The 21,396-nt window shown below is 53.7% G+C and carries 19 protein-coding genes; 11 read left to right on the top strand and 8 right to left on the bottom strand.

The features are described 5' to 3' along the window. Positions 1 to 172: 172 nt before the first annotated feature. The 4 genes from VIJ98_RS06370 to VIJ98_RS06355 are packed head-to-tail and all read left to right on the top strand — an operon-like array spanning position 173 to position 4,549. A complete protein-coding gene (locus VIJ98_RS06370; RefSeq protein WP_258144832.1) occupies positions 173 to 1,537 on the top strand; it encodes an MFS transporter in 1,365 nt (454 codons plus the stop codon). A gap of 12 nt (positions 1,538 to 1,549) precedes the next feature. Then, positions 1,550 to 2,050: a formaldehyde-activating enzyme gene (gene fae / locus VIJ98_RS06365; protein WP_008102519.1), complete on the top strand. Its 501-nt coding sequence runs from the start codon at positions 1,550 to 1,552 to the stop codon at positions 2,048 to 2,050. Positions 2,051 to 2,063: 13 nt separating this feature from the next. Next, positions 2,064 to 3,110, top strand: a complete 1,047-nt coding sequence (locus tag VIJ98_RS06360; RefSeq protein ID WP_154153143.1) for an aldo/keto reductase — start codon at positions 2,064 to 2,066, stop codon at positions 3,108 to 3,110. Further along, on the top strand, positions 3,107 to 4,549 hold the full coding sequence (locus tag VIJ98_RS06355) for an NAD-dependent succinate-semialdehyde dehydrogenase (protein WP_323272825.1): 1,443 nt from the start codon (positions 3,107 to 3,109) through the stop codon (positions 4,547 to 4,549). Before VIJ98_RS06360 ends, VIJ98_RS06355 begins: the two co-directional genes overlap by 4 nt. A gap of 244 nt (positions 4,550 to 4,793) precedes the next feature. On the opposite strand, the gene VIJ98_RS06350 is transcribed toward VIJ98_RS06355, so the two are convergent. The 7 genes from VIJ98_RS06350 to mntR all read right to left on the bottom strand — a co-directional run bounded on the left by VIJ98_RS06350 (position 4,794) and on the right by mntR (position 13,320). Then, positions 4,794 to 6,386, bottom strand: a complete 1,593-nt coding sequence (locus VIJ98_RS06350; protein WP_179451434.1) for an ABC-F family ATPase — start codon at positions 6,384 to 6,386, stop codon at positions 4,794 to 4,796. Positions 6,387 to 6,574: 188 nt separating this feature from the next. Further along, positions 6,575 to 6,976 carry an H-NS family nucleoid-associated regulatory protein gene (locus tag VIJ98_RS06345; protein ID WP_008102525.1) on the bottom strand — a complete coding sequence of 134 codons (402 nt, stop codon included), beginning with the start codon at positions 6,974 to 6,976 and terminating at the stop codon, positions 6,575 to 6,577. Between the two features lie 416 nt (positions 6,977 to 7,392). Further along, positions 7,393 to 8,922 (bottom strand): efflux transporter outer membrane subunit, encoded by a 1,530-nt coding sequence (locus VIJ98_RS06340; protein ID WP_154192030.1) that lies wholly within the window; start codon positions 8,920 to 8,922, stop codon positions 7,393 to 7,395. 1 nt (position 8,923) lies between these two features. Next, positions 8,924 to 10,492 carry a DHA2 family efflux MFS transporter permease subunit gene (locus tag VIJ98_RS06335; RefSeq protein WP_323272819.1) on the bottom strand — a complete coding sequence of 523 codons (1,569 nt, stop codon included), beginning with the start codon at positions 10,490 to 10,492 and terminating at the stop codon, positions 8,924 to 8,926. Continuing rightward, a complete protein-coding gene (locus tag VIJ98_RS06330; protein WP_061717217.1) occupies positions 10,489 to 11,616 on the bottom strand; it encodes an HlyD family secretion protein in 1,128 nt (375 codons plus the stop codon). The genes VIJ98_RS06335 and VIJ98_RS06330 overlap by 4 nt, the downstream gene beginning before the upstream one ends. A gap of 115 nt (positions 11,617 to 11,731) precedes the next feature. Beyond that, the gene (locus tag VIJ98_RS06325; RefSeq protein WP_323272817.1) at positions 11,732 to 12,841 is read right to left on the bottom strand and encodes an SLC13 family permease; all 1,110 of its coding nucleotides are present in this window, start codon (positions 12,839 to 12,841) and stop codon (positions 11,732 to 11,734) included. Between the two features lie 20 nt (positions 12,842 to 12,861). After that, entirely contained in the window at positions 12,862 to 13,320 is a 459-nt protein-coding gene (gene mntR / locus VIJ98_RS06320; protein ID WP_008102536.1) for a manganese-binding transcriptional regulator MntR, read from the bottom strand. A gap of 202 nt (positions 13,321 to 13,522) precedes the next feature. Here mntR and VIJ98_RS06315 point away from each other — a divergent pair, with 202 nt between their 5' ends. Next, positions 13,523 to 13,717 carry a hypothetical protein gene (locus VIJ98_RS06315; RefSeq protein WP_008102539.1) on the top strand — a complete coding sequence of 65 codons (195 nt, stop codon included), beginning with the start codon at positions 13,523 to 13,525 and terminating at the stop codon, positions 13,715 to 13,717. A gap of 132 nt (positions 13,718 to 13,849) precedes the next feature. On the opposite strand, the gene ompX is transcribed toward VIJ98_RS06315, so the two are convergent. Continuing rightward, positions 13,850 to 14,362 (bottom strand): outer membrane protein OmpX, encoded by a 513-nt coding sequence (gene ompX, locus VIJ98_RS06310; RefSeq protein ID WP_008102541.1) that lies wholly within the window; start codon positions 14,360 to 14,362, stop codon positions 13,850 to 13,852. Between the two features lie 378 nt (positions 14,363 to 14,740). On the opposite strand from ompX, the gene rhtA reads away from it, so the two are divergent. The 6 genes from rhtA to ybiO all read left to right on the top strand — a co-directional run bounded on the left by rhtA (position 14,741) and on the right by ybiO (position 21,396). Continuing rightward, positions 14,741 to 15,649, top strand: coding sequence for a threonine/homoserine exporter RhtA (rhtA, locus tag VIJ98_RS06305; protein ID WP_323272813.1), 909 nt, complete (start codon positions 14,741 to 14,743; stop codon positions 15,647 to 15,649). A 297-nt stretch (positions 15,650 to 15,946) separates the two neighbouring features. After that, positions 15,947 to 16,450, top strand: coding sequence for a DNA starvation/stationary phase protection protein Dps (dps, locus tag VIJ98_RS06300; RefSeq protein ID WP_036647916.1), 504 nt, complete (start codon positions 15,947 to 15,949; stop codon positions 16,448 to 16,450). A gap of 322 nt (positions 16,451 to 16,772) precedes the next feature. After that, complete coding sequence (gene glnH, locus VIJ98_RS06295) at positions 16,773 to 17,519, top strand: glutamine ABC transporter substrate-binding protein GlnH (protein WP_036647919.1); 747 nt, start codon at positions 16,773 to 16,775, stop codon at positions 17,517 to 17,519. 84 nt (positions 17,520 to 17,603) lie between these two features. Then, positions 17,604 to 18,263: a glutamine ABC transporter permease GlnP gene (glnP, locus tag VIJ98_RS06290; RefSeq protein ID WP_007887744.1), complete on the top strand. Its 660-nt coding sequence runs from the start codon at positions 17,604 to 17,606 to the stop codon at positions 18,261 to 18,263. Next, positions 18,260 to 18,982 (top strand): glutamine ABC transporter ATP-binding protein GlnQ, encoded by a 723-nt coding sequence (glnQ, locus tag VIJ98_RS06285; RefSeq protein WP_061723607.1) that lies wholly within the window; start codon positions 18,260 to 18,262, stop codon positions 18,980 to 18,982. The genes glnP and glnQ overlap by 4 nt, the downstream gene beginning before the upstream one ends. Before the next feature lie 137 nt (positions 18,983 to 19,119). Further along, entirely contained in the window at positions 19,120 to 21,396 is a 2,277-nt protein-coding gene (gene ybiO / locus VIJ98_RS06280; RefSeq protein ID WP_323272807.1) for a mechanosensitive channel protein, read from the top strand.

Genomic DNA, 21,396 nt, shown 5'->3' with positions numbered 1-21,396 from the left:
CCCTTTCAGCCAGGGAGAATCAAACGCCAATTTTATGAGAGCAATCACAGGAAATTGCGGAATAGGGGTATGAGTTTTTCGCACTCGCCTGCGCCCGGTTCAAGTGTCACAGTAATTTCGCATCCAGATAACAATAAAATAACAATCATCTCTCCAACCAGAAGGAAGGAATATGAAGCAAACCACTCTGATGGATGACGTACCCTTAAATCGCTTTCACCTCAAAATCACCGGTTTGACCTTCGGCGCGCACCTTACCGACGGCTATATCCTCGGTTCTGTTGGCTTCGCGCTGACGCAAATGACGCCGCAGATGAACCTGTCGCCGTTCTGGCAGGGCATGATCGGCAGCTCCGCCTTAATCGGCCTGTTCCTTGGCAGCTTGATTCTTGGCTGGATCGCCGACTCCGTTGGCCGTCAGAAGATCTTCTGCTTCAGCTTTATTCTCATCACCCTCGCCTCCGGCATGCAGTTTTTTGCGCAGTCGGCTGAGCAGCTGTTCCTGCTACGCGTGCTAATTGGCTTCGGCCTCGGCGGCGACTTCGCAGTCGGTCACACCATTCTGGCGGAGTTTGCGCCGCGTAAGCATCGCGGTGTGCTACTTGGCGCCTTTAGCGTGTTGTGGACGGTTGGCTACGTGGCGGCGAGTTTTGCCGGACATCTGGCGCTCAACGCGCATGCCGACGGCTGGCGCTGGTTGCTCGCCTCTTCGGCGTTACCGGCGCTGGCGATTCTGCTGCTGCGCATCGGCACGCCGGAATCCCCGCGCTGGCTGCTGCGTCGTGGGCGAAGGGAAGAAGCGCTGGCGATTGTCGCGCGTCTGTTTGGCCCGAATGTGACCTTGCCGGAAGAGCGCCAGCAAGCACCCGATGGCGGCCTGAGCGCGCTGTTCAGCCCACGCTATCGTCGTCGCACCGCCTTTAACTGCTTGTTCTTTGTCTGTCTGGTGATCCCCTACTTCGCCATTTACACCTTCCTGCCGGCGATTCTGCGTCAGATGGGTTTGGATCAGGGCTTCGCCACCGATTTGCTGTTGAGCGGCCTGTTATTGGTCGGTGCGGTGTTGGGCATTGTGCTTACCGCCATGTGTTCACGCCGCGGCTTCCTGATTGGCTCGTTCATCTTCCTCGCCGCCTGCTTACTACTGCTGAGTCTGCTGCACAACAGCGCGGGCGTCTGGCTGATTGTGCTATTCGCGGCTTTCACCTTAGTGATGTCGGCAGTGAGCAACCTGGTGGGCGTGTTCCCCGCCGAAAGTTTCCCAACCGATGTGCGCTCACGCGGCGTGGGTTTTGCCACCTCAATGAGCCGCCTTGGATCGGCGGTCGGCACGCTATTACTGCCGCTGGCGATCGTGAATTACGGCATCGGCGGCACCATGGCGTTACTGGCCGCGATTCTGGTGCTGGGCGCGTTGGTTTCCATTGCCTGGGCACCAGAAACCAAAGGATTGACGCTAACCGACGCGTCACAAGACACACCGCCGGCTGACAAGTCACTCAGCCCGCACGCTTCAACTTCAACGCAACAGCTGTAACGGGAGGCAATGATGGAAATGTATATCGGTGAAGGTTTTGCAGGCGACGGCGTAAATGCCTCGCACATCAATATCATGATTGGACCGCGTGACGGCGTGGTGGGACAGGCGTTCTCCACCAGCCTGGCCACGCCATCGCAAGGGCACTGTCCCTTTATGGTGGTGATTAAACCCAATGTGCCGGCCAAACCTATGACCTTGTATGTGAATAAAGCCGCAATTGATGGCGAACTGCACGGCAACGCCACCTGGGGCGCTTCGCAAGCGGCGATTGCCAAAGCGGTCACCGAGGCGCTGCTGAAAGGTACGCTGCCCGCCGAAGCCGAAGATGAGTGGTGCATCGTCACGGCCAACTGGGTGAATCCCGGCTGTACCGATGTGGATGAGGTGTTCGCCAATAACTATCGCGCCTGCACGGTGGCCATTGAGGCGGCAATGGAAAAATTACCGGGCCGTCAGCAGTTGCAGCAGGCGCTATCGCAGTTGGGCAATCCGTTCTATACCCCGAAGTAACAGGAGTTGCAGCATGGAATACATCAATCTCGGCCACAGCGGTTTACGCGTATCCCGTCTTTGTCTCGGCACCATGAACATGGGCAGCAAAAGCTGGAAACCGTGGATTTTTGATGAGGCGCAGAGCGAGCCGATCATTCGTCACGCGCTGGAAAACGGCATTAACTTTATCGATCTGGCTGATTTCTACTCCAGCGGAGCCGGTGAAGAGGTGGTAGGCCGCGTGCTTAAGCGCGTGGCACAGCGTGACGAACTGGTGCTGACTACCAAAGTCGGTTATCCGCTTGGCGGCGGGCACAACAATCAGGGCCATTCGCGTAAGCACATCCTCGACAGCATTGACGGCAGCTTGCGCCGCCTCGGCACCGATTATGTCGATATGTATATGCTGCACTATTTCGATGTGAATACGCCGATCGAAGAGACGTGGGAAACGATGAACAGCATCGTGCGCAGCGGCAAAGCGCGCTATGTCGGCGTGTCCACCATGTATTGCTGGCAGCTGGCGAAGATTTTGTGGTGCTGCGAACGCAACGGCTTCGTGAAGCCCATCAACATGCAGTTGCAGCTTAACTGCGCCTATCGCGAAGAGGAGCGTGAAATGCTGCCGTTCTGCCGCGATCAGGGTTTGGGCGTCTCGGTGTTCAGTCCGTTAGCGCGCGGTTTGCTGAGTGGCGATGTGCAGTCGGTGCGCAATCAAACCGACTTCTTTACCCGCGAAATGTATGGCGATGAAGCCTCATTGCAGATCGCCGAATCGGTGGGCCGCGTGGCAGCGGCGCGAGGACTTTCCAGCGCACAAATCGCGCAAGCCTGGGTGCTGTCCCATCCAGGCGTGGATGCGATGCTGGTCGGGGCCGACAGCGTAGCGCAACTGGATAGCGCGATCGCCGCATTGGATACACCGCTGGATAGCGAAGAGCGTTTCGAGCTGGAACGCAATTACACGCCATGCGATGTGATTAACGATTACACCGCCGGTAAACGCATTACCCGCCACAGCCGCGCGGCACGCACGGTTTTTGCCGATCAGATTCAACCTGCGAGGAATATTGCATGACAACTTCACTGCTACGCACCGGCTGGTACTGCGATGGACAATGGCTGGAGAGTGAACACACCTATGAGGTGAATAATCCGGCCGATGATAGCGTGGTGGCGCACGTTGCTCACGTGGGTGAAGCCGAAACCACGCGGGCGATTGCGGCGGCCACTGCTGCCCTGCCCGCCTGGCGCGCTCTGACCGCCAAAGCGCGCGCGGTGGTTTTGCAGCGCTGGTATCAATTAATTATTGAGAATCAGGAAGCGCTGGCGCAATTGGTGGTACAGGAACAGGGCAAAGTGCTGGCCGAAGCGCGTGGCGAAGTGCTGTACGCCGCCAGCTTTATTGAATGGTTCGCGGAAGAGGGCAAGCGCGCCAACGGCAAAACCATTCCGTCCACCAAAGCGGGCAATCTGATCCTGACGCTGAAACAGCCGGTTGGTGTGGTCGCCGCCATCACGCCGTGGAATTTTCCGCTGGCAATGTTGACGCGCAAACTTGGCCCTGCGCTGGCGGCGGGTTGTACCGCCATCGTCAAACCCGCCAATGAAACGCCGCTGTCGGCTTTTGCCTTGCTGGTGCTGGCGGAGCAAGCCGGCGTGCCTGCGGGCGTGCTGAATGCCGTCAGCGGTGCCACCGTGGAGATTGGTCATACGCTGACGCACGACGATCGCGTGCGCAAAATCTCCTTCACCGGCTCAACGGCAGTGGGAAAATTGTTGATGCGCGATGCCGCCAGCTCGGTGAAAAAGTTATCGCTGGAATTAGGCGGCAACGCGCCCTTTATCGTGTTTGACGATGCGGATATTGATGCAGCGGTAGAGAGCGCAATGGCGGCAAAATTCCGCAACAGCGGGCAAACCTGTATTTGTGTGAATCGCTTTTACGTGCAGGACGGCGTTTACGATCGTTTCGTCAATAAACTGGCCGATGCGGCGCGGGCACTTAAAGTGGCGCCGGGTTTGACGCCTGGCGCACAGCAAGGACCGCTGATCCATCGGCGCGCCATGGAGAAAGTCGAAACCCATGTTAAGGATGCGGTGCAGCGTGGCGCACGTTTGCTGTGCGGCGGTGAGCGCCATGCCCTGGGTGGCAGTTTCTATCAGGCTACGGTGCTCGCCGATGCCAATGAGCAGATGCTGCTGGCGCATGAGGAAACGTTCGGCCCGGTAGCCGCCTGCTTCCGCTTCACCACTGAAGATGAGGTGATCGCCCGCGCTAACGCCACGCCATATGGATTGGCAGCTTATCTGTGGACGCGTGATTTAGCGCGCGCGCTGCGCGTCACGCCACAGCTGGAGAGCGGCATGGTGGGCGTGAACGAAGGGATTATTTCCACCGAAGTGGCACCGTTTGGCGGCGTGAAGGCGTCAGGTTTGGGACGTGAAGGCGCGGATGTTGGGTTGGACGAATATCTGGAAACGCAGTATGTGAATATTGGGCAGATTGTGGGATAGCAGGCTTGGCTGGGGATTTGTGCCGGGTCAGATGGGATTCGCCCGATCGCAAAGAAATCTCACATCCATGTGAATCGGCGCGCGCTCCCTGCGCGCGACGCTTTGCTCTTCGGGCGAAACCCATCTTCCTTCAAACTTTAGTGCGGCTGTTTAAACCAGGTGCGCATGAATGCGCACCCTACATGTAGGGTCGCCATTTATGGCGACCTGGTTAAATAATACCTTGGCTGCTATGGCGACCTGGTTAAACAATCCCCTGGCTGCGCAGGTAATCTTCATAGTTACCGGTGAAATCGATAATACGATCGGCTTTCATCTCCATCACGCGGGTAGCCAGCGAGCTGACAAACTCACGGTCGTGCGAGACGAAAATCAGGGTACCTTCGTACATCTCCAGCGCCATGTTGAGCGACTCGATCGATTCCATATCAAGGTGGTTAGTCGGCTCATCCATGATCAGGATGTTCGGCTTCTGCATCATCAGCTTGCCAAACAGCATGCGGCCCTTCTCACCACCCGACAGCACTTTGGCTGGCTTGTTGATCTCGTCATGACCAAACAGCAGGCGGCCAAGAATACTGCGCACCGCTTGTTCGTCATCGCCTTCCTGCTTCCACTGGCTCATCCAGTCGAATACCGTCAGGTCTTCAGCAAAGTCTTCTGCGTGATCCTGGCCGTAATAACCAATGCGCGCATTCTCGGACCATTTCACCGTGCCGCTATCCGGCGTATGTTCACCGATCAGCGTTTTCAGCAGCGTGGTTTTACCGATACCGTTGGCACCGAGGATCGCCAATTTCTCGCCGACTTCTAACATCAGGTTGAGTTTATTAAACAGCGGACCGTTATCAAAACCTTTGGTCAGCGCTTCAACTTCCAGCGCATTACGGAACAGTTTCTTATCCTGGTCAAAACGGATAAACGGGTTTTGACGGCTGGATGCTTTAACTTCTTCCAGCTTAATTTTATCAATCTGCTTGGCACGCGAAGTCGCCTGACGTGATTTAGAGGCATTGGCGCTAAAACGGCTAACGAACGATTGCAGATCGGCAATTTGCGCTTTCTTCTTGGCGTTATCCGATAATAAACGTTCGCGTGATTGAGTAGCCGCGGTCATATATTCGTCATAATTACCTGGATAAACGCGCAGTTCGCCGTAATCCAGATCCGCCATATGCGTACACACCATATTCAGGAAGTGACGGTCATGCGAAATGATGATCATGGTGCTGTTACGTTCGTTGAGCACTTGCTCCAACCAACGAATGGTATCGATATCCAGGTTGTTGGTCGGTTCATCGAGCAACAAAATATCCGGATTAGCAAATAATGCCTGCGCTAAAAGCACACGCAATTTCCAGCCCGGCGCAATTTCGCTCATCGGACCGTAGTGCTGCTCCACCGGAATGCCAACGCCCAGTAATAATTCACCGGCGCGTGATTCCGAACTGTAACCGTCCATCTCGCCGTATTCGACTTCGAGATCGGCGACTTTATAGCCTTCCTCTTCGCTCATTTCCGGCAAAGCATATATACGGTCACGCTCTTGCTTCACTGCCCACAATTCATTGTGGCCCATGATCACGGTGTCCAGCACACTATATTGCTCAAAGGCAAATTGGTCCTGACGTAACTTACCGATACGCTCATTGGGGTCGAGGGAAACATTTCCACCCGTCGGCACCAGGTCGCCGCCCAGTATTTTCATAAAGGTAGATTTACCGCTGCCGTTCGCACCGATTAAACCGTAACGATTACCGCCGCCAAATTTAACGGAGATATTTTCGAACAGCGGCTTACTGCCGAACTGCATGGTGATATTGCTGGAAACTAACACGGCATTGACCTTTGTTACGCAGTGGAGGAAAAAACAGCGGGCATTATGCCAGAAGCGGGCACCCGTACGCCACCTCTGCGCCAGAAGCAGAGAGGGTAATCGGCTGAACGTCTTGAGCTAATACAAAAAAATAAATAAAAAAGCCGAAGGCGTTGGCCTTCGGCTCCCACTTACAAGGATTGTGCGGATTATTTGATCAGGAAAGTATCGAGGCTTTTACCTGAATCCAGCGCTTTTTTAATCGCAGCTGGGGTACGGCCTTGGCCGGTCCATGATTTTACTTCACCGTTTTCATCGGTGTAAGAATATTTTGCTGGACGTGGTGCACGCTTAGCGCGTTTTTTACCAACTTCCAGAGCACCCAGTAATTCGTTCGGGTCAATACCGTCAGCCAGCAGCATTTCGCGATATTTAGACAGCTTCTCTTCTTTTTCGCGGTTCTGCGCTTCTTCTGCGTTTACTTCGTCACGACGTTCAGTCACAACAACAGTTAATTTTTCCAGAATTTCTTCCAGATCGGTCAATGGCAGTTCACGAGCCTGCGCACGTAATGTGCGAATGTTGTTCAGAACTTTAAATGCGTCACTCATCACAATGTCCTTGCTTAAGGGGGTTAAATAAACTGTAGTGGCAAGATTACCTAATTCAAATAAAAAAATAAATTAATTTTATTGTCCGGATTTATCTGAACTTGCTTACCTAATTCTTACATTGAGCTTTAAAACGGGTAAGGTTGCTTTAATTAACCCTGAATTAACAACTCAAGGTTGTTCCTTATGGAGGAACTGGAATCGATTTCAGTTCGATATTCTCAGGTAATAAACAACCATTTAGGCGCTATTGCGTGCTGCAGCATTAGTGAGCATAAAGGTAAGCAAGGATTAATGGTGTAACGAAAAACCTATTTTCATTGTGGAGTAATATATTGCTGAGGATGAGAGAAGTATCTCATTTTTTCTTATCGTGCCGATAAAAAAGCCGGTGGTTAACCGGCTACTAAGGGAAATTAATGCACTTCCGTCGCGGGACCAAACACTGAATAGTCTGGCAGATTGACATTTTGATAAGGTTCCCAACCACCGCCCAGCGCTTTATATAACGCCACTAAATCGAGCGCACTTTGCATGCGCGCCTGCGTCGATTGCGCTTTAGCTTGCGCCAGTTGTCGCTGTGCATCTAATACATCGAGGAAAGTAGAAATACCCTGACGATAACTGTCGCTGGCTAAATCAAATGCACGTTGCAGTGCGCCGGTGGTTTCATCCAGTGCAATAACCTGCTGCTGATCGGCGCGATAACTGACCAGCGCGTTCTCCACATCCTGTAGCGCGGTTAATACCGTTTGCCGATAATCAAGCGCTGCACTGGCTTGCTGCGCGCGCGCCAGTTTTACGCTGGAGACTAAACGACCGCCCTGAAATATAGGAATCGATAGCGATGGTCCAACACTGAAGAAGTGGCTGCTCCAATCATCCAGATAGCTGGCATCGGTATTTCGCACGCCCAGTTGCCCGGTGAGCGATAAGCTGGGGAAAAGGTCGGCAACCGAAACGCCAATGTTCGCGGTTTCCGCATGCAAGGTCGCTTCGGCCTGACGAATATCCGGACGTCGCCGCGCCAGCGTGGACGGAATGCCCACCGGCACCAGTTTAGGCAAATCGGGCAGTGGTTTGATGTTCATCAGTTCATTATCCAGCGCGCCCGGCGTTTTACCCAGCAGCACCGCCAAACCGTTCATCGCCTGCTGCTGCTGCGCCTGATATTGCGGCAGCTGCGCATTCAGTGAGGCCAACTGCGCGCGGGCGTTTTCCACATCGGTGGTGGGCGCTAAACCGTTTTGCTGCTGGCTTTTGGTCAGTTCCCAGGTTTGCTGGGCCACCTCAATCTGCTGCTGCAAGGTCGCCAGCACCGCCTGCGAACCGCGCAGTTGCAGGTAGGCACGCGCTACTTCAGCTTCCAGCGAGACCAGCGCATCGTTGCGCTGCTCGATAGCCGCCTGCTGCTGCGCATCCGCGACTTCCATCTGGCGGCGTACTTTGCCCCACAGATCCAGCTCCCAGCTGGCGTCAAAGCTGCCCTGATAAAGAGTAACGGAATGATCTAAACCGTTGAGCTGGCTGGCGACATCGCTATCAACCTGATCATAAACGCCGTTGGATTTCAGCAAGCCTTTCAAACCCAGCTGCTGACGCGTGACCTTTGCCGAGCCGTTAAGCGACGGGAATAAGCCACCGCGCGCCTGCGCCAGCTGCTCACGCGCACCGGCAATACGCAGTACCGATTGTTGCAGCGTTAAGTTGCCAGCAATGGCGCGCTCAATCAGGCTATCAAGCTGCCGATCGTTAAAGCTTTTCCACCACAGCGGATTGGTCGCCGCCGCCAGCGGCTTAGACGCTTGCTGTGAAGGCAAATCATGGTAGCCGCCCGGCGTGTGCGCCTGCGGTGGCTGGTAATCCGGTCCTACCGCGCATCCGGCCAGCAACAGTGACAGCGCCAGCAACGTCAGTGACGGCTGAGATCGCGAAATCATTTTCATTTTAATGTGCTCCTGCACCGCCTTCGCTCTTAATTGGCGAAAGCAACCAACAGAATGGAATCAATAGCAGCGCCACAATACTGAGGCCCATAAATACGTCGATGTACGCCAGAATACGTGCCTGGGCGATCATCTCCTGATAGAGCTGCCCGGTCGCCAGCACCAGCGGATCGCCCACGGCGGTGGTGAAATTGCGGATCGATTCAGCCCAGTGTTGCAGCGTGAGATTGTAAGGCTCGTTGAGCGGCGACATGTTGTGCACCATGCTGGCCGAACGCGTCTGCATGCGTTCGGTAATCCCCGCCGTCGACAGCGAAATGCCGATCGAGCCCGCAACGTTACGGAACATGGTGAACAATGCTGAGGCATCGGCGTTTAATCGCTGCGGCACGGTGATGAACGCAATAGTAGTCAGCGGCACAAACAGGAAGCCAAGGCCGATCGACTGCGCGCTGCGCATCATCACCAGCGTGGTGAAATCGACGTTAGGCGTTAACGTGGTGGAATAGAAGAAGGCGCTGGCAAGGCAGGTGAAGCCGAACGCAATGATGTAGCGCGTTTGCACGATCGGCATCAGCTTCAGCACGATGGGTATCGTCAGCACAATCAATATCGCGCCGGGCGATAGCACCAGCCCCGACCAGGTTGCAGTGTAGCCAAGATCCTGTTGCGCCAGCTGGGGAAGCACCACCGAACTGCCGTAAAGAATCATCGCCATGCCCGCCATCAACAAGCCCGCCACCCAGAAGTTGCGATCTTTCATTACGGTGAGATCAACCACCGGTTTGCGGGCATACAGCAGCCAATAAATGGCGCCGATAATGCCGATCACCGCCAGCATGGCGAACAGGCGGATAAAGTGCGAGGCAAACCAATCTTCATCTTCGCCACGATCGAGGAACACCTGCAAACAGCCGAGACCCAGCGTGATCAGGCTGATGCCGATGTAATCGATCTTCAGGCGGCCTTTATCCCACTTGCGTTCCCACGGCGGATCTTCCAGCAACTGATAAATCGCCATCACCGTCAAAATGCCAACCGGAATATTAATGAAGAACACCCAGCGCCAGCTGTAGTTGTCGGTGATCCAGCCGCCGAGCGTCGGACCAATCACCGGCGCGACGATAATCGCAATCGACGACAGGCCAAAAGCTTTGCCGCGATCTTCCGCTTTGAAGTAATCAAGCAGTACCGATTGCTGCACCGGCTGCAATCCGCCGCCAAAAAAGCCCTGCAGCACGCGGAACAGAATGATCTGCCACAGTTCCGTGGCGATGCCGCACAGGAAGGAGCAGATGGTGAACATCACGATGCAGATCAGGAAGAACTGCTTACGGCCAAACAGGCGGCTGAAGAACGCCGAGATCGGCAACACGATGCCGTTGGCGACCAGATAAGAAGTCAGAACCCAGGTCGATTCGTCGTAGCTGGAGGAGAGCGAGCCGGCAATGTGCGGCAACGCGACGTTGACGATGGTGGTATCGAGGATCTCCATAAACACCGCCAGCGTCACCGTAATAGCGACCAGCCACGGATTGCTGGCCGGACGCCAGCTTTCGCTCGCACTCATTCCACTGTGACCTTCGGCTCAACCGACAAGCCCAGCGGCAGCGGATGGTTAGGATCCAATCCTTTATCGATGACGATTTTCACTGGCACTCGCTGCACGATTTTCACGTAGTTGCCGGTGGCGTTTTCCGCCGGGAAGGTGGAGAAGCGCGAACCGGATCCCATCTGCACGCTATCCACATGCCCTTCCAGCTTCATATCCGGCCAGGCATCGACACTGATTTCCACTTTGTCGCCCGGCTTCATGCGCGCCAGCTGCGACTCTTTGAAGTTGGCGTTAATCCAGATTTCAGGCGAAACTAGCGAGAACAGCGCGCTGCCAGCCTGCACCAGCGTGCCGAGGTGCACGTTACGCTTGGTGACGAAGCCATCGTATGGCGCGCGAACCTGGGTATAAGAGAGATTCAATTCGGCGGTGTTGAGCTGCGCCTGCGCCTGCTCAACTTGTTGCTCACGCGCTTCAACATTGGTTTCCTGCTGGCGGATTTGCAGCTTCACCTGAGAAGCCACTTCAACCTGCGCTTTAGCGCTTTGCAGTTGCGCTTCAGCCGAACGCAGCTGTGCGGCGGCAGTATCAATATTGCGCTGTGAAGTGGCTCGCGGATCAACACCGCGCTGGCGACGATAATCGGCTTGAGCGTTGAGCAAGTTGGCCTGCGCTTTGGCCTGATCGGCGAGCGCTTGATCGCGCTGCGCCGGATACTGCACGCGAGACAAGGCTAACTGCGCCTGCGCCTGATGCAGCTGCGCCTGTGCCAGACCAAGCTGAGCTTTGGCCTGATCGCGCTGTGCTTCACTGTCGCGCGCATCGATCTCCACCAGCAAATCGCCCTGTTTCACACGCTGGTTATCGCGCACCAGCAGCTTGACCACGTAACCGGCCGCTTTCGGCGCGATAGTCACCGCATTGCCTTCGGTAAAGGCATCATCAGTGCTTTCAATATTGCGCGTGGTGAGCCAGAACCATAATCCCACCACGATCATGATCACCACCACAATGGCGAGAAAAATCAGCGGCTTCTTTCCGGGTCGTTTACGTTCTGGTTCGTTGTTATCTTGATGGGTATTCGAGGTGTTTTGCGGATCCTGCTGATCGCGTTCAGACGGTTGATTCTGGTTTTCCATAATTTTTCATCGTAGGCGGTTGTCCCGATTCCCGGGCAAAAACGGTCAACATAACCTTAGATGGGAAATTGACAAATGCCAATGCAACTTTACACAAGCCGACATTGGCATGGCGCTAACGTATGAGGTGTAACAGCAGCCATCCGCCCAACATCGACCAGGCCAGCATCGGGATGGAAAACAAGTGGAAACGCCACCAAACTCGCGCATCTTGCGCCATGCGCAAGGCAATCAGGTTGGCGAGCGATCCCGGTAATAAGCCAAATCCACCGATATTCACCGCCCACGCCAGCACGTCGGACGGTGGCACTTTCTGCAAAAGCAGAATGGTGGCGGGAACGTTACTGATGAATTGCGACAGGCCAATGGCCAGTAGATAGAGTCCGCCCTCGCCTAGCTGACCAATAGCGGCAAAATGCGGCTGCAGCCAGGACAAATGCATCAACAGGAAGACATCGATAAACATCGCCACGAACACCAGCAGCAAACTCCAGTCGATGCTGATCAACACGCTGCGCGCCATAATCAGGAAACAGGCGGCCACCAGCAGCAACGCCCAGCCGGTCATTTTCAGCTCGAGCGCCACGATAAACACGATGTACAGCAGCACGCTGATCATGAAGAGCGGCTTCTGCCATGTTTGGCTTTCGGTTTGGTCATGTTTCTGGATTACGCGCGCCGGGAAACTCCACCACGTCAGCGCCATTAGCGTGAGCATTAAAAATGCCGCCAGCGGCGCCATTTGCGCAATGAAGCCTGGCACGCTGAGCGTACCGTGACTCCACAACAGAATGTTTTGCGGGTTACCAACCGGCGTCAGTAAGGAACCTGCGTTCACCGCCAGCGCTTCGAAAATGATCAGGCGGGAAATAGGCAAGCGCGAAAATTTGCGCAGCGTTAGCGTTAGTGGCACCAGAATAAACAGCGCAACATCGTTGGTGAGAAAAGTAGAGAGCAACGCGGCGGCGCATACCATGAACAGCGCAAGTGCGCGTTCATGTTGAAAACGTTGGATCAAGCGCGCGCCGAGCACATCAAAATAGCCGCTGTTCTCTAGCCCTTTGGTCAACATCAATAAGCCGGTGAGCGTCATGATGGTGTGCCAGTCCACCGCGGCAGGCAGTTGCGACCAGCGGAAATTCGCCAGCGGCAACATGATCACACCCAACAGCAATAACAAATGCAAAATACGATCGCGCATTAAGGAACGAAGCAGATTGGGCATGATGGCGGAAGGCCTTGTAGTTAGCGACTCTCGTAGAATTTCTGGAACACGGCCAGGGTTTCATCACTGACGTGATGCTCCAGGCCTTCTGAATCACGGCGCGCGGTTTCCGGGCTAACGCCCAACGCCAACAGGAAGGTTTCAACAATATGGTGGCGAACGCGGCTCGCTTCCGCCAGCTTCTCACCTTCGGCGGTGAGGAACACACCGCGATACGGCACTTGCTCGACTAAACCGGTGGTGCCAAGACGCTTCAACATTTTCGCCACGGTCGGCTGGGATACGCCCAAACGTGCGGCCATATCCACCTGACGCGCTTCGCCAAATTCGCGAATCAAATCAGAGATTAATTCTACGTAGTCATCGATCAGCTCACGACGATGCGCCTCGCGCACCTGACGAAATCCTTCGACATGCTCCTCTATCTCTTTTAGCGGGCCCTGGGGCATGTTGGTGGCGATTTTTGCACGACGACTCATCTAACTTCCTCTTTATTATCTGCCGCACTTTACCTGCGGTGCGGGCTGGCTGCGCCCATTGTAAACCAGGCACAAATAAGCACAAATTTTTCCTAAATAGTGTTGGCTAAAGAGTATAGCCAGTGCTATCTTTGTTGATAATCTAAGCGAATAGCTTATAAAGGCTACAAAGAAATTGTCGTCATTCACTCGGGAGGTGAACATGACTACCATGAAAAACTGCCTCGACTGTGGCAAATGTTTCCAGGCTGAACAGAGCAAACCGGCTTTTGAGCTGAAATCGCTGCTGTGCCTGTTTACCCGCTCGCCGTTTGCGCTGCGTTTGATGCTGATTGAAAAGCTCACCGGCAAACAGCTGGTTGAACGTCCGTGCCCAAATCTGATCTGGCGCGGCTAACGTTCCCGACTTTCAATAAAACCCGCTCACGTAGCGGGTTTTGTGTTTCTGGTAGCCGGTAAACCATATTTTGCGCCCATAAAAAAACGGCCCCGAAGGACCGTTTATTGTGCAACTGGTCTAAGCAAGAACTTAGAAGCTGTAACCTACGCCAGCAATCCAGGTGCCAACGTCGACGTTGCGGATACGGCTCTGCTCGTAACCTACGTCAACTGCGATGTTCTCGATTGGGTTGAACTGCATACCCGCACCGTAAGAGAAACCGTAGTCGCTTGAATCAGACTTAGAACGTACTGCGGTATCGTTCTGCTGGAATTTGCCATAGCCCACACCAACAACACCGTAGATGCTTGCCCAGTCGTTCAGACGGTAAGCTGGACCACCGGTGATGCCGTAGTACTGGCCTTTGTTATAAACGCCAGCATCAGTACGATCTTTCTCGGTGTAGGTGAAAGAACCGATCCAACCCAGTGGGTTAGAACCGTCTTCGTAACGATATTTCAGGTTGAAGCCGTTTGCTTTGTTAGCAACGCCTTGATAATCGCTCTGAGCGTAACCACCGGTAACGGTGCTTTGTGCCATGGCAGAACCTGCAGAAACTGCAAGTACACAAGCCAATGCTGAAAGACATGCAATTTTTTTCATAACCACCTCAAATGTGAATATACTTCTCTCCTGACAACGCTGTAAATATAACAAAAAACAGCAAGAAACTCTGCCCGCATTTTGTTGTCTAACAGATTGTTTGGTGTAACAGAAAGTTAATGAAGTTTCCTATGTCATTCATTTTACTTATAAAAACCATCATATTCCTGCAACATAAATTCCGATCACAAAAAATGCCTTTAAGTAAATTCCTAAACTAACCTGACGTTTCTTTACGGAAATGGCCCTAAAAATGGCCAAATTATGACCTGTTAGCGCTTTTTAATTCCCCGATTCGCGTCTCCTTATTTGCCGAAGATTCCTTTACACTGAGCGCTTGTTACCCTGCTGTTAATAAATAAAGGACTGGATTACAGGATGTCTGCGCCTCAAACGACCAAAAATATGGCCCCGGTGTTGTTCCCTATTGCCGTGCTGCTGATTGCCATGCTTTCGCTGCAAGGCGGCGCTTCGTTGGCAAAATCACTGTTTTCCACCGTTGGCGCGCCCGGCATTACCGCGCTGCGTCTTGGTCTTGGCACGCTGATTCTCTGCATCATCTTCAAACCCTGGCGTTTGCGCTTTACGCGCGAGCAGCGCAAACCGCTGCTGATGTACGGTTTAGCGCTTGGCTGCATGAACTATCTCTTCTATTTAGCAATTCGCACCGTGCCGCTGGGCGTTGCGGTTGGATTGGAGTTTCTGGGTCCACTGACGCTGGCCTTGATCGGCGCGCGTCGTCCGCTTGATTTTATTTGGGTGCTGCTGGCGGTGGTAGGTTTGTGGTTCCTTTTACCAATCGGTGAAGGGATGAGTCATATCGATCCGCTCGGTGCGCTGTTAGCGGTAGGCGCGGGTGCCTGCTGGGCAGTCTATATTCTTGCGGGTCAGCGAGCGGGCGCGGAACATGGCCCGGCAACGGTGGCGATGGGTTCGCTGATTGCCTCAGTGATTTTTGTGCCGCTCGGCCTGACATTCGCCGCGCCGGGCATCTGGAATTGGGAAGTGCTGCCTTTAGCGCTGTTAATCGCCCTGCTCTCCAGCGCCATTCCCTATTCTTTAGAGATGATGGCGCTGACGCGACTGCCGGCGCGCATTTTCGGCACCTTAATGAGTCTGGAACCGGCAATGGCCGCGCTTTCAGGCATGTTGTTCCTCGGCGAACTGTTAACGTTAAAGCAGTGGATGGCGCTGCTGGCGATCATTGTCGCGTCAGCAGGTTCAACGCTGACCATGAAACAAAAGAGCGCAAAAATAAGCGAAGTGGATATCAATCATCCGCAATAAATATTCAACACGTTAGCCTGCTTCTCGGCAGGCTAAATATAGAAGCATTCTCATTTTCATTTTTAATGTGGCGTTAGGATTTCTCCGTTATTATTTTGCAACACGATTAATAAATAATTAACAAAACCCGCAACCTTCTGTTTTACCTCAACTAATACTTAAACCGCACAATCCCTGAGCAACATTAAGGTTTATCTATTCCTGTCATTGATTTAATCAATCCTGCAGATTAAAAAACTGCTGCTATACTTATTTCCGTGCTTGATTAGGACAACCATCAATAAGAGGACATTAATGATGAGTACCGCAAAACTGGTTAAAACTAAATCGTCTGATCTGATTTACACCCGTAATGACGTCGCTGACAGCGATAAAAAAGCGACCATCGAGGTGCTCAACCGTCTGGTAGTGGAGTTTATTGACCTGTCGCTGATCACCAAGCAGGCGCACTGGAATATGCGTGGCGCTAACTTTATTGGCGTACATGAGATGCTGGATGGTTTCCGTGCGGCCATTACCGATCACCAGGACACTATCGCTGAACGTGTGGTTCAGCTAGGCGGCGTAGCGCTGGGTACCACTCAGATCGTTAACGACAAAACACCACTGAAAAGCTATCCGTTGAACATTCACAGCGTGCAGGATCACCTGAAAGCGCTGGCCGATCGCTATGCGATTGTGGCGAATGACACGCGTAAAGCCATCACTGAAGTGAGCGATGAAGACACCGCTGATATCTTCACTGCGGCATCGCGTGATCTTGATAAATTCCTGTGGTTTATCGAATCGAATATTGAATAAATTTCAGTGTTATAACGAAGGCGGGAATTCCCGCCTTTTTTTACGTCTGTAACATTGTGGTGCTTTTTTTGACGTCGTTAACAATTCCTTAATCCCTTCTTTCGCTCTCACCGCCCTTGGTGCACACTGTTCCTGCACCACAACAGCACCATGCACCAAAATGAAGCACCAATAAGGTGCAAAACTTTTCTTCTGCGCAAAATCGTGTCAGCAAGTGCTTAAAACTACTGATTTTGAGAAAAACGAAAAGTTGGCATAATTTTTTCATATGATACGCCGTACAGCAGGCCACAAGGCCTGAAGGGTAATAAGGAAAAAAATGATGAAGTCATTGATTAAAGTCTCCGTGGCCGCGTTAGCGCTGGCCTTCTCGCTTTCTTCCACCGCAGCAGACAAAAAACTGATTGTCGCGACCGACACCGCATTCGTTCCCTTCGAGTTCAAACAAGGCGATAAATACGTCGGTTTTGATATCGATCTGTGGGATGCCATCGCGAAAGAACTGAAACTCGATTACGCCTTCAAGCCAATGGATTTCAGCGGCATCATTCCAGCCCTGCAAACCAAAAACATTGACCTGGCGCTGGCGGGTATCACCATCACCGAAGAACGTAAAAAAGCCATTGAGTTCTCTGACGGCTACTACAAAAGCGGCCTGCTGGTGATGGTGCGCGAGAACGAAAAAGACGTGAAGAGCATTGACGATCTGAACGGCAAAGTGGTCGCGGTTAAGAGCGGCACCGGTTCGGTTGATTACGCGAAAGCGCACATCAAATCGAAAGACCTGCGTCAGTTCCCGAACATCGACAACGCTTACATGGAGTTAGGCACTAACCGTGCTGACGCTGTGCTGCACGATACCCCGAACATCCTGTACTTCATCAACACCGCTGGTAAAGGCCGCTTCAAAGCGGTTGGCGAGTCGATTGAAGCGCAGCAGTATGGCATCGCGTTCCCGAAAGGCAGCGACGATCTGCGTGAAAAAGTGAACGGCGCACTGAAAACCCTGCGCGACAACGGCACTTACAACACCATCTATAAAAAATGGTTCGGTACTGAACCAAAATAATTGCGGCTTAAGCCGATTTTCCAGCAGGGAGCCTAACACTCCCTGCTTTTTACATTTCCACGCAACAGATTTTGGAGTCACACCATGGAGTTTGACTGGAGCGTCATTTGGCCTGCCCTGCCGATTTTAATCGAAGGTGCCAAAATGACCCTGCTGATCTCGGTCCTCGGCCTGGTCGGCGGTTTAATTATCGGCTTAGTTGCCGGTTTTGCCCGCGCCTACGGCGGCTGGATCACCAACAACATCGCCTTAGTGTTTATCGAACTGATTCGCGGTACGCCAATCGTGGTTCAGGTGATGTTTATCTACTTCGCCCTGCCGATGGCTTTCCCGGATCTGCGTATCGATCCGTTCAGCGCGGCGGTGGTCACCATCATGATCAACTCCGGCGCCTACATCGCAGAAATCACGCGCGGTGCGGTGCTGTCGATCAACAAAGGCTTCCGTGAAGCGGGTCTGGCGCTGGGTCTGTCGCGCCGCGAAACCCTGCGTTACGTAATCATGCCGCTGGCGCTGCGCCGCATGCTGCCGCCACTGGGTAACCAGTGGATTGTCAGCATCAAAGATACGTCGCTGTTTATCGTGATTGGCGTGGCCGAACTGACGCGTCAGGGTCAGGAGATCATTGCCGGTAACTTCCGCGCGCTGGAGATCTGGAGCGCCGTTGCCATTATCTATTTGGTTATTACGTTGGTGTTGAGCTTTGTGCTGCGCCGTATTGAGAAAAGGATGAAAATTCTGTGATTGAATTTAAAAACGTCTCGAAGAATTTCGGCCAGACTCAGGTTCTGCACGACATCAACCTGAAGATTAATCAAGGCGAAGTGGTGGTAATTATCGGGCCGTCTGGTTCCGGTAAATCCACGCTGCTGCGCTGCATCAACAAGCTGGAAGAGATCACCACCGGCGACCTGATTGTCGATGGCATGAAGGTCAACGATCCGAAAGTGGATGAGCGCCTGATTCGTCAGGAAGCGGGCATGGTGTTCCAGCAGTTCCATCTGTTCCCACAGATGAGCGCGCTGGATAACGTCGCCTTTGGCCCGATTCGCGTGCGCGGTGCGAAAAAAGAGGAAGCGCATAAGCTGGCGCGTGAATTGCTGGGTAAAGTTGGCCTCGCCGAGCGTGCACATCACTTCCCGTCTGAGCTTTCCGGTGGTCAGCAACAGCGCGTGGCGATTGCCCGTGCGCTGGCGGTGAAGCCGAAGATGATGCTGTTTGATGAGCCAACCTCTGCGCTGGATCCCGAGCTACGTCACGAAGTGTTGAAAGTGATGCAAGATCTGGCGGAAGAAGGCATGACGATGGTCATCGTGACGCACGAAGTCGGTTTCGCCCAGAAAGTGGCTTCGCGTCTGATCTTTATCGACAAAGGCACCATTGCAGAAGATGGCAACCCGGACGATCTGATCACCAACCCGCCAAGCGATCGTCTGCGCGAATTCCTGCAGCACGTCTCCTGATCCGTAGGGTCGCCATTCATGGCGACCTTTTTACTATCCCACCTTGCCCCACGCAATTTTCCTTTCAGAATCCTAACCTTCCATCACTGACTATACTTCTCTCTTGTGCCGCTGTGCGAAGCTAAAGGAGAAAAGCGATGTCGTCTGCCAGCCCACCATGGCGTTTAGCCATGTGGTTACTCTTCAGTTTGTTCACTCTGTTTGTTATTCCTCCGGCGCAGGCGGTCAATCTGCCGCAGGCGGCCGTTGCAGCTCAGCAGTCACAAACCCCGGCAACGAATAGCACAGCTGAAAGCGAACCCAGCTTAGACGAGAAAAAAGCCGCCTATGCCGCGCTGGCGAATATTCTGGATAACAATGCCTCGCGTCAGGAGCTGATCGATCAGTTACGTCAGGCGGCGAACAGCCAATCCACCAGCGAACCGCCGGTGCTGGCACCGCCGCAAGCTAATGAAGAAGATCCCACGGTGCTGGAGAGCGTCACCAGCGTGACGCGTGAATATGGCGGCGCGGTAGCCGCGCAGTTTGTCCAGCTGCATGACAACATCACCAACGCGCCGCACAAAGCCTTTAACCAACAAACCTTCCTCAACGCGCTGAAATACTTTGCCGCCCTCGCCGCCTCGGTGTTTGCGTTTTACTGGCTGACACGCCGTATGATGTGGCCGATCTGGCGACGCATGGGCCGCTGGGGACGCAATCAAAACCTTGAGCGCACCAAGTGGCTGCACCTGCCCGCTACCATCTTGATGGCCTTTGTACTCGATATTGTGCTGCTGGCGCTGACGCTGTTTGTCGGGCAGATCATCAGCGACAACTATCACAACAACAACCGTACTATCGCCTATCAGCAAGGTTTGTTCCTTAACGCCTTCGCGCTGATTGAATTCTTCAAAGCGGTGCTGCGTCTGATTTTCTGCCCGCGCTTCCCCACGCTGCGCTTCTTCCACTTAACTGATGCGCGCGCCAGCTACTGGAACACACGTTTGAGCTGGCTGAGCGGCATCATCGGTTATGGTTTACTGGTGGTGGTGCCGATTGTCTCCAATCAGGTCAACATTCAGGTGGCCGCATTGGTCAATATGCTGATTATGGGGATCATGACCGGCTGGGCGCTGTGGCTGATTTTCCGCAACAAAAGCAACATCCATCATGAACTGTCGCGTCTCGCCGATCGCAGCATGAGTTTCTTTGCGCTGTTCATACGCGCATTCGGCATGGTGTGGCACTGGCTGGCCAGCGCCTACTTTATCGCGCTGTTCCTGTTCTCGATCTTCAATCCCGGCGACAGCCTGAAGTTTATGATGTCCGCCACGGTGCGCAGCCTGGCGATCGTGGTCATCGCCGCGCTGATTTCCGGCATGCTAACGCGCTGGATTGGCAAAACCGTCACGCTGTCGCCCGATATGCGCCGCAACTATCCCGAGCTGCAAAAGCGCGTCAACGATTGGGTGAAAGCGCTGCTGAAACTGGCGCGCGTGGTCACGGTATTTGCCACGCTGTTGCTGCTGCTCAACGCATGGAATCTGTTTGATCTCTGGCACTGGCTCACTCTTGGTACCGGCCAAAAAATGGTGGATGTCCTGATTCGCATCGTGATGATTGTGCTGCTGTCGGCAATCGGCTGGACGCTGCTGGCGAGTTTAATCGAAAGCCGCCTCGCCTCGGATTCGCACGGCCGCCCAATGCCGAGTGCGCGCACCCGCACGCTGCTGACGCTGTTCCGCAACGCGCTGGCGGTGGTGATCAGCACCATCACCATTATGATTTTGCTATCGGAAGTGGGTGTGAATATTGCGCCGCTGCTGGCCGGTGCCGGCGCGCTCGGTCTGGCTGTGTCGTTCGGTTCACAAACGCTGGTAAAGGACATCATCACCGGCATCTTTATCCAGTTTGAGAACGGCATGAACACCGGTGATTTAGTCACCATTGGCCCAATCACCGGCACGGTAGAACGCATGTCGATTCGCTCAGTGGGCGTGCGTCAGGATACCGGCGCGTATCACATTATTCCGTGGTCATCGATCACTACCTTCGCCAACTTTGTGCGTGGTATTGGCTCGTTTGTGGCGAACTACGATGTGGATCGCAGTGAAGATACCGAACGCGTTAACCAAACGCTGCAGGCCGCAGTGAAAGAGCTGCTGGAGAACCCGGAGATTCGCGGCATGGTGATTGGCGAGCCGAGTTTTGCCGGATTAGTGGGATTAACCAACCAATCCTTTACCGTGCGCGTGTCATTCACCACCCAGCCGCTGAAGCAGTGGACGGTACGTTTTGCGCTGGATGATAAGGTGAAGAAGCATTTTGATGCGGTCGGCATTAAAGCGCCGCACCAAACGGTGGAAGTGATGCAAACCGGCAGCGATATTACCTCCGCTGCCAGCTTACCGGCGTTGCCGCCGGCGCAATAA

Source organism: Pantoea sp. S18 (assembly GCF_045689705.1).
Lineage (GTDB): Bacteria > Pseudomonadota > Gammaproteobacteria > Enterobacterales > Enterobacteriaceae > Pantoea > Pantoea symbiotica.
The sequence above is the reverse complement of the archived record's forward strand: the minus strand, read 5'-3'. Positions and strand labels throughout refer to the sequence as shown.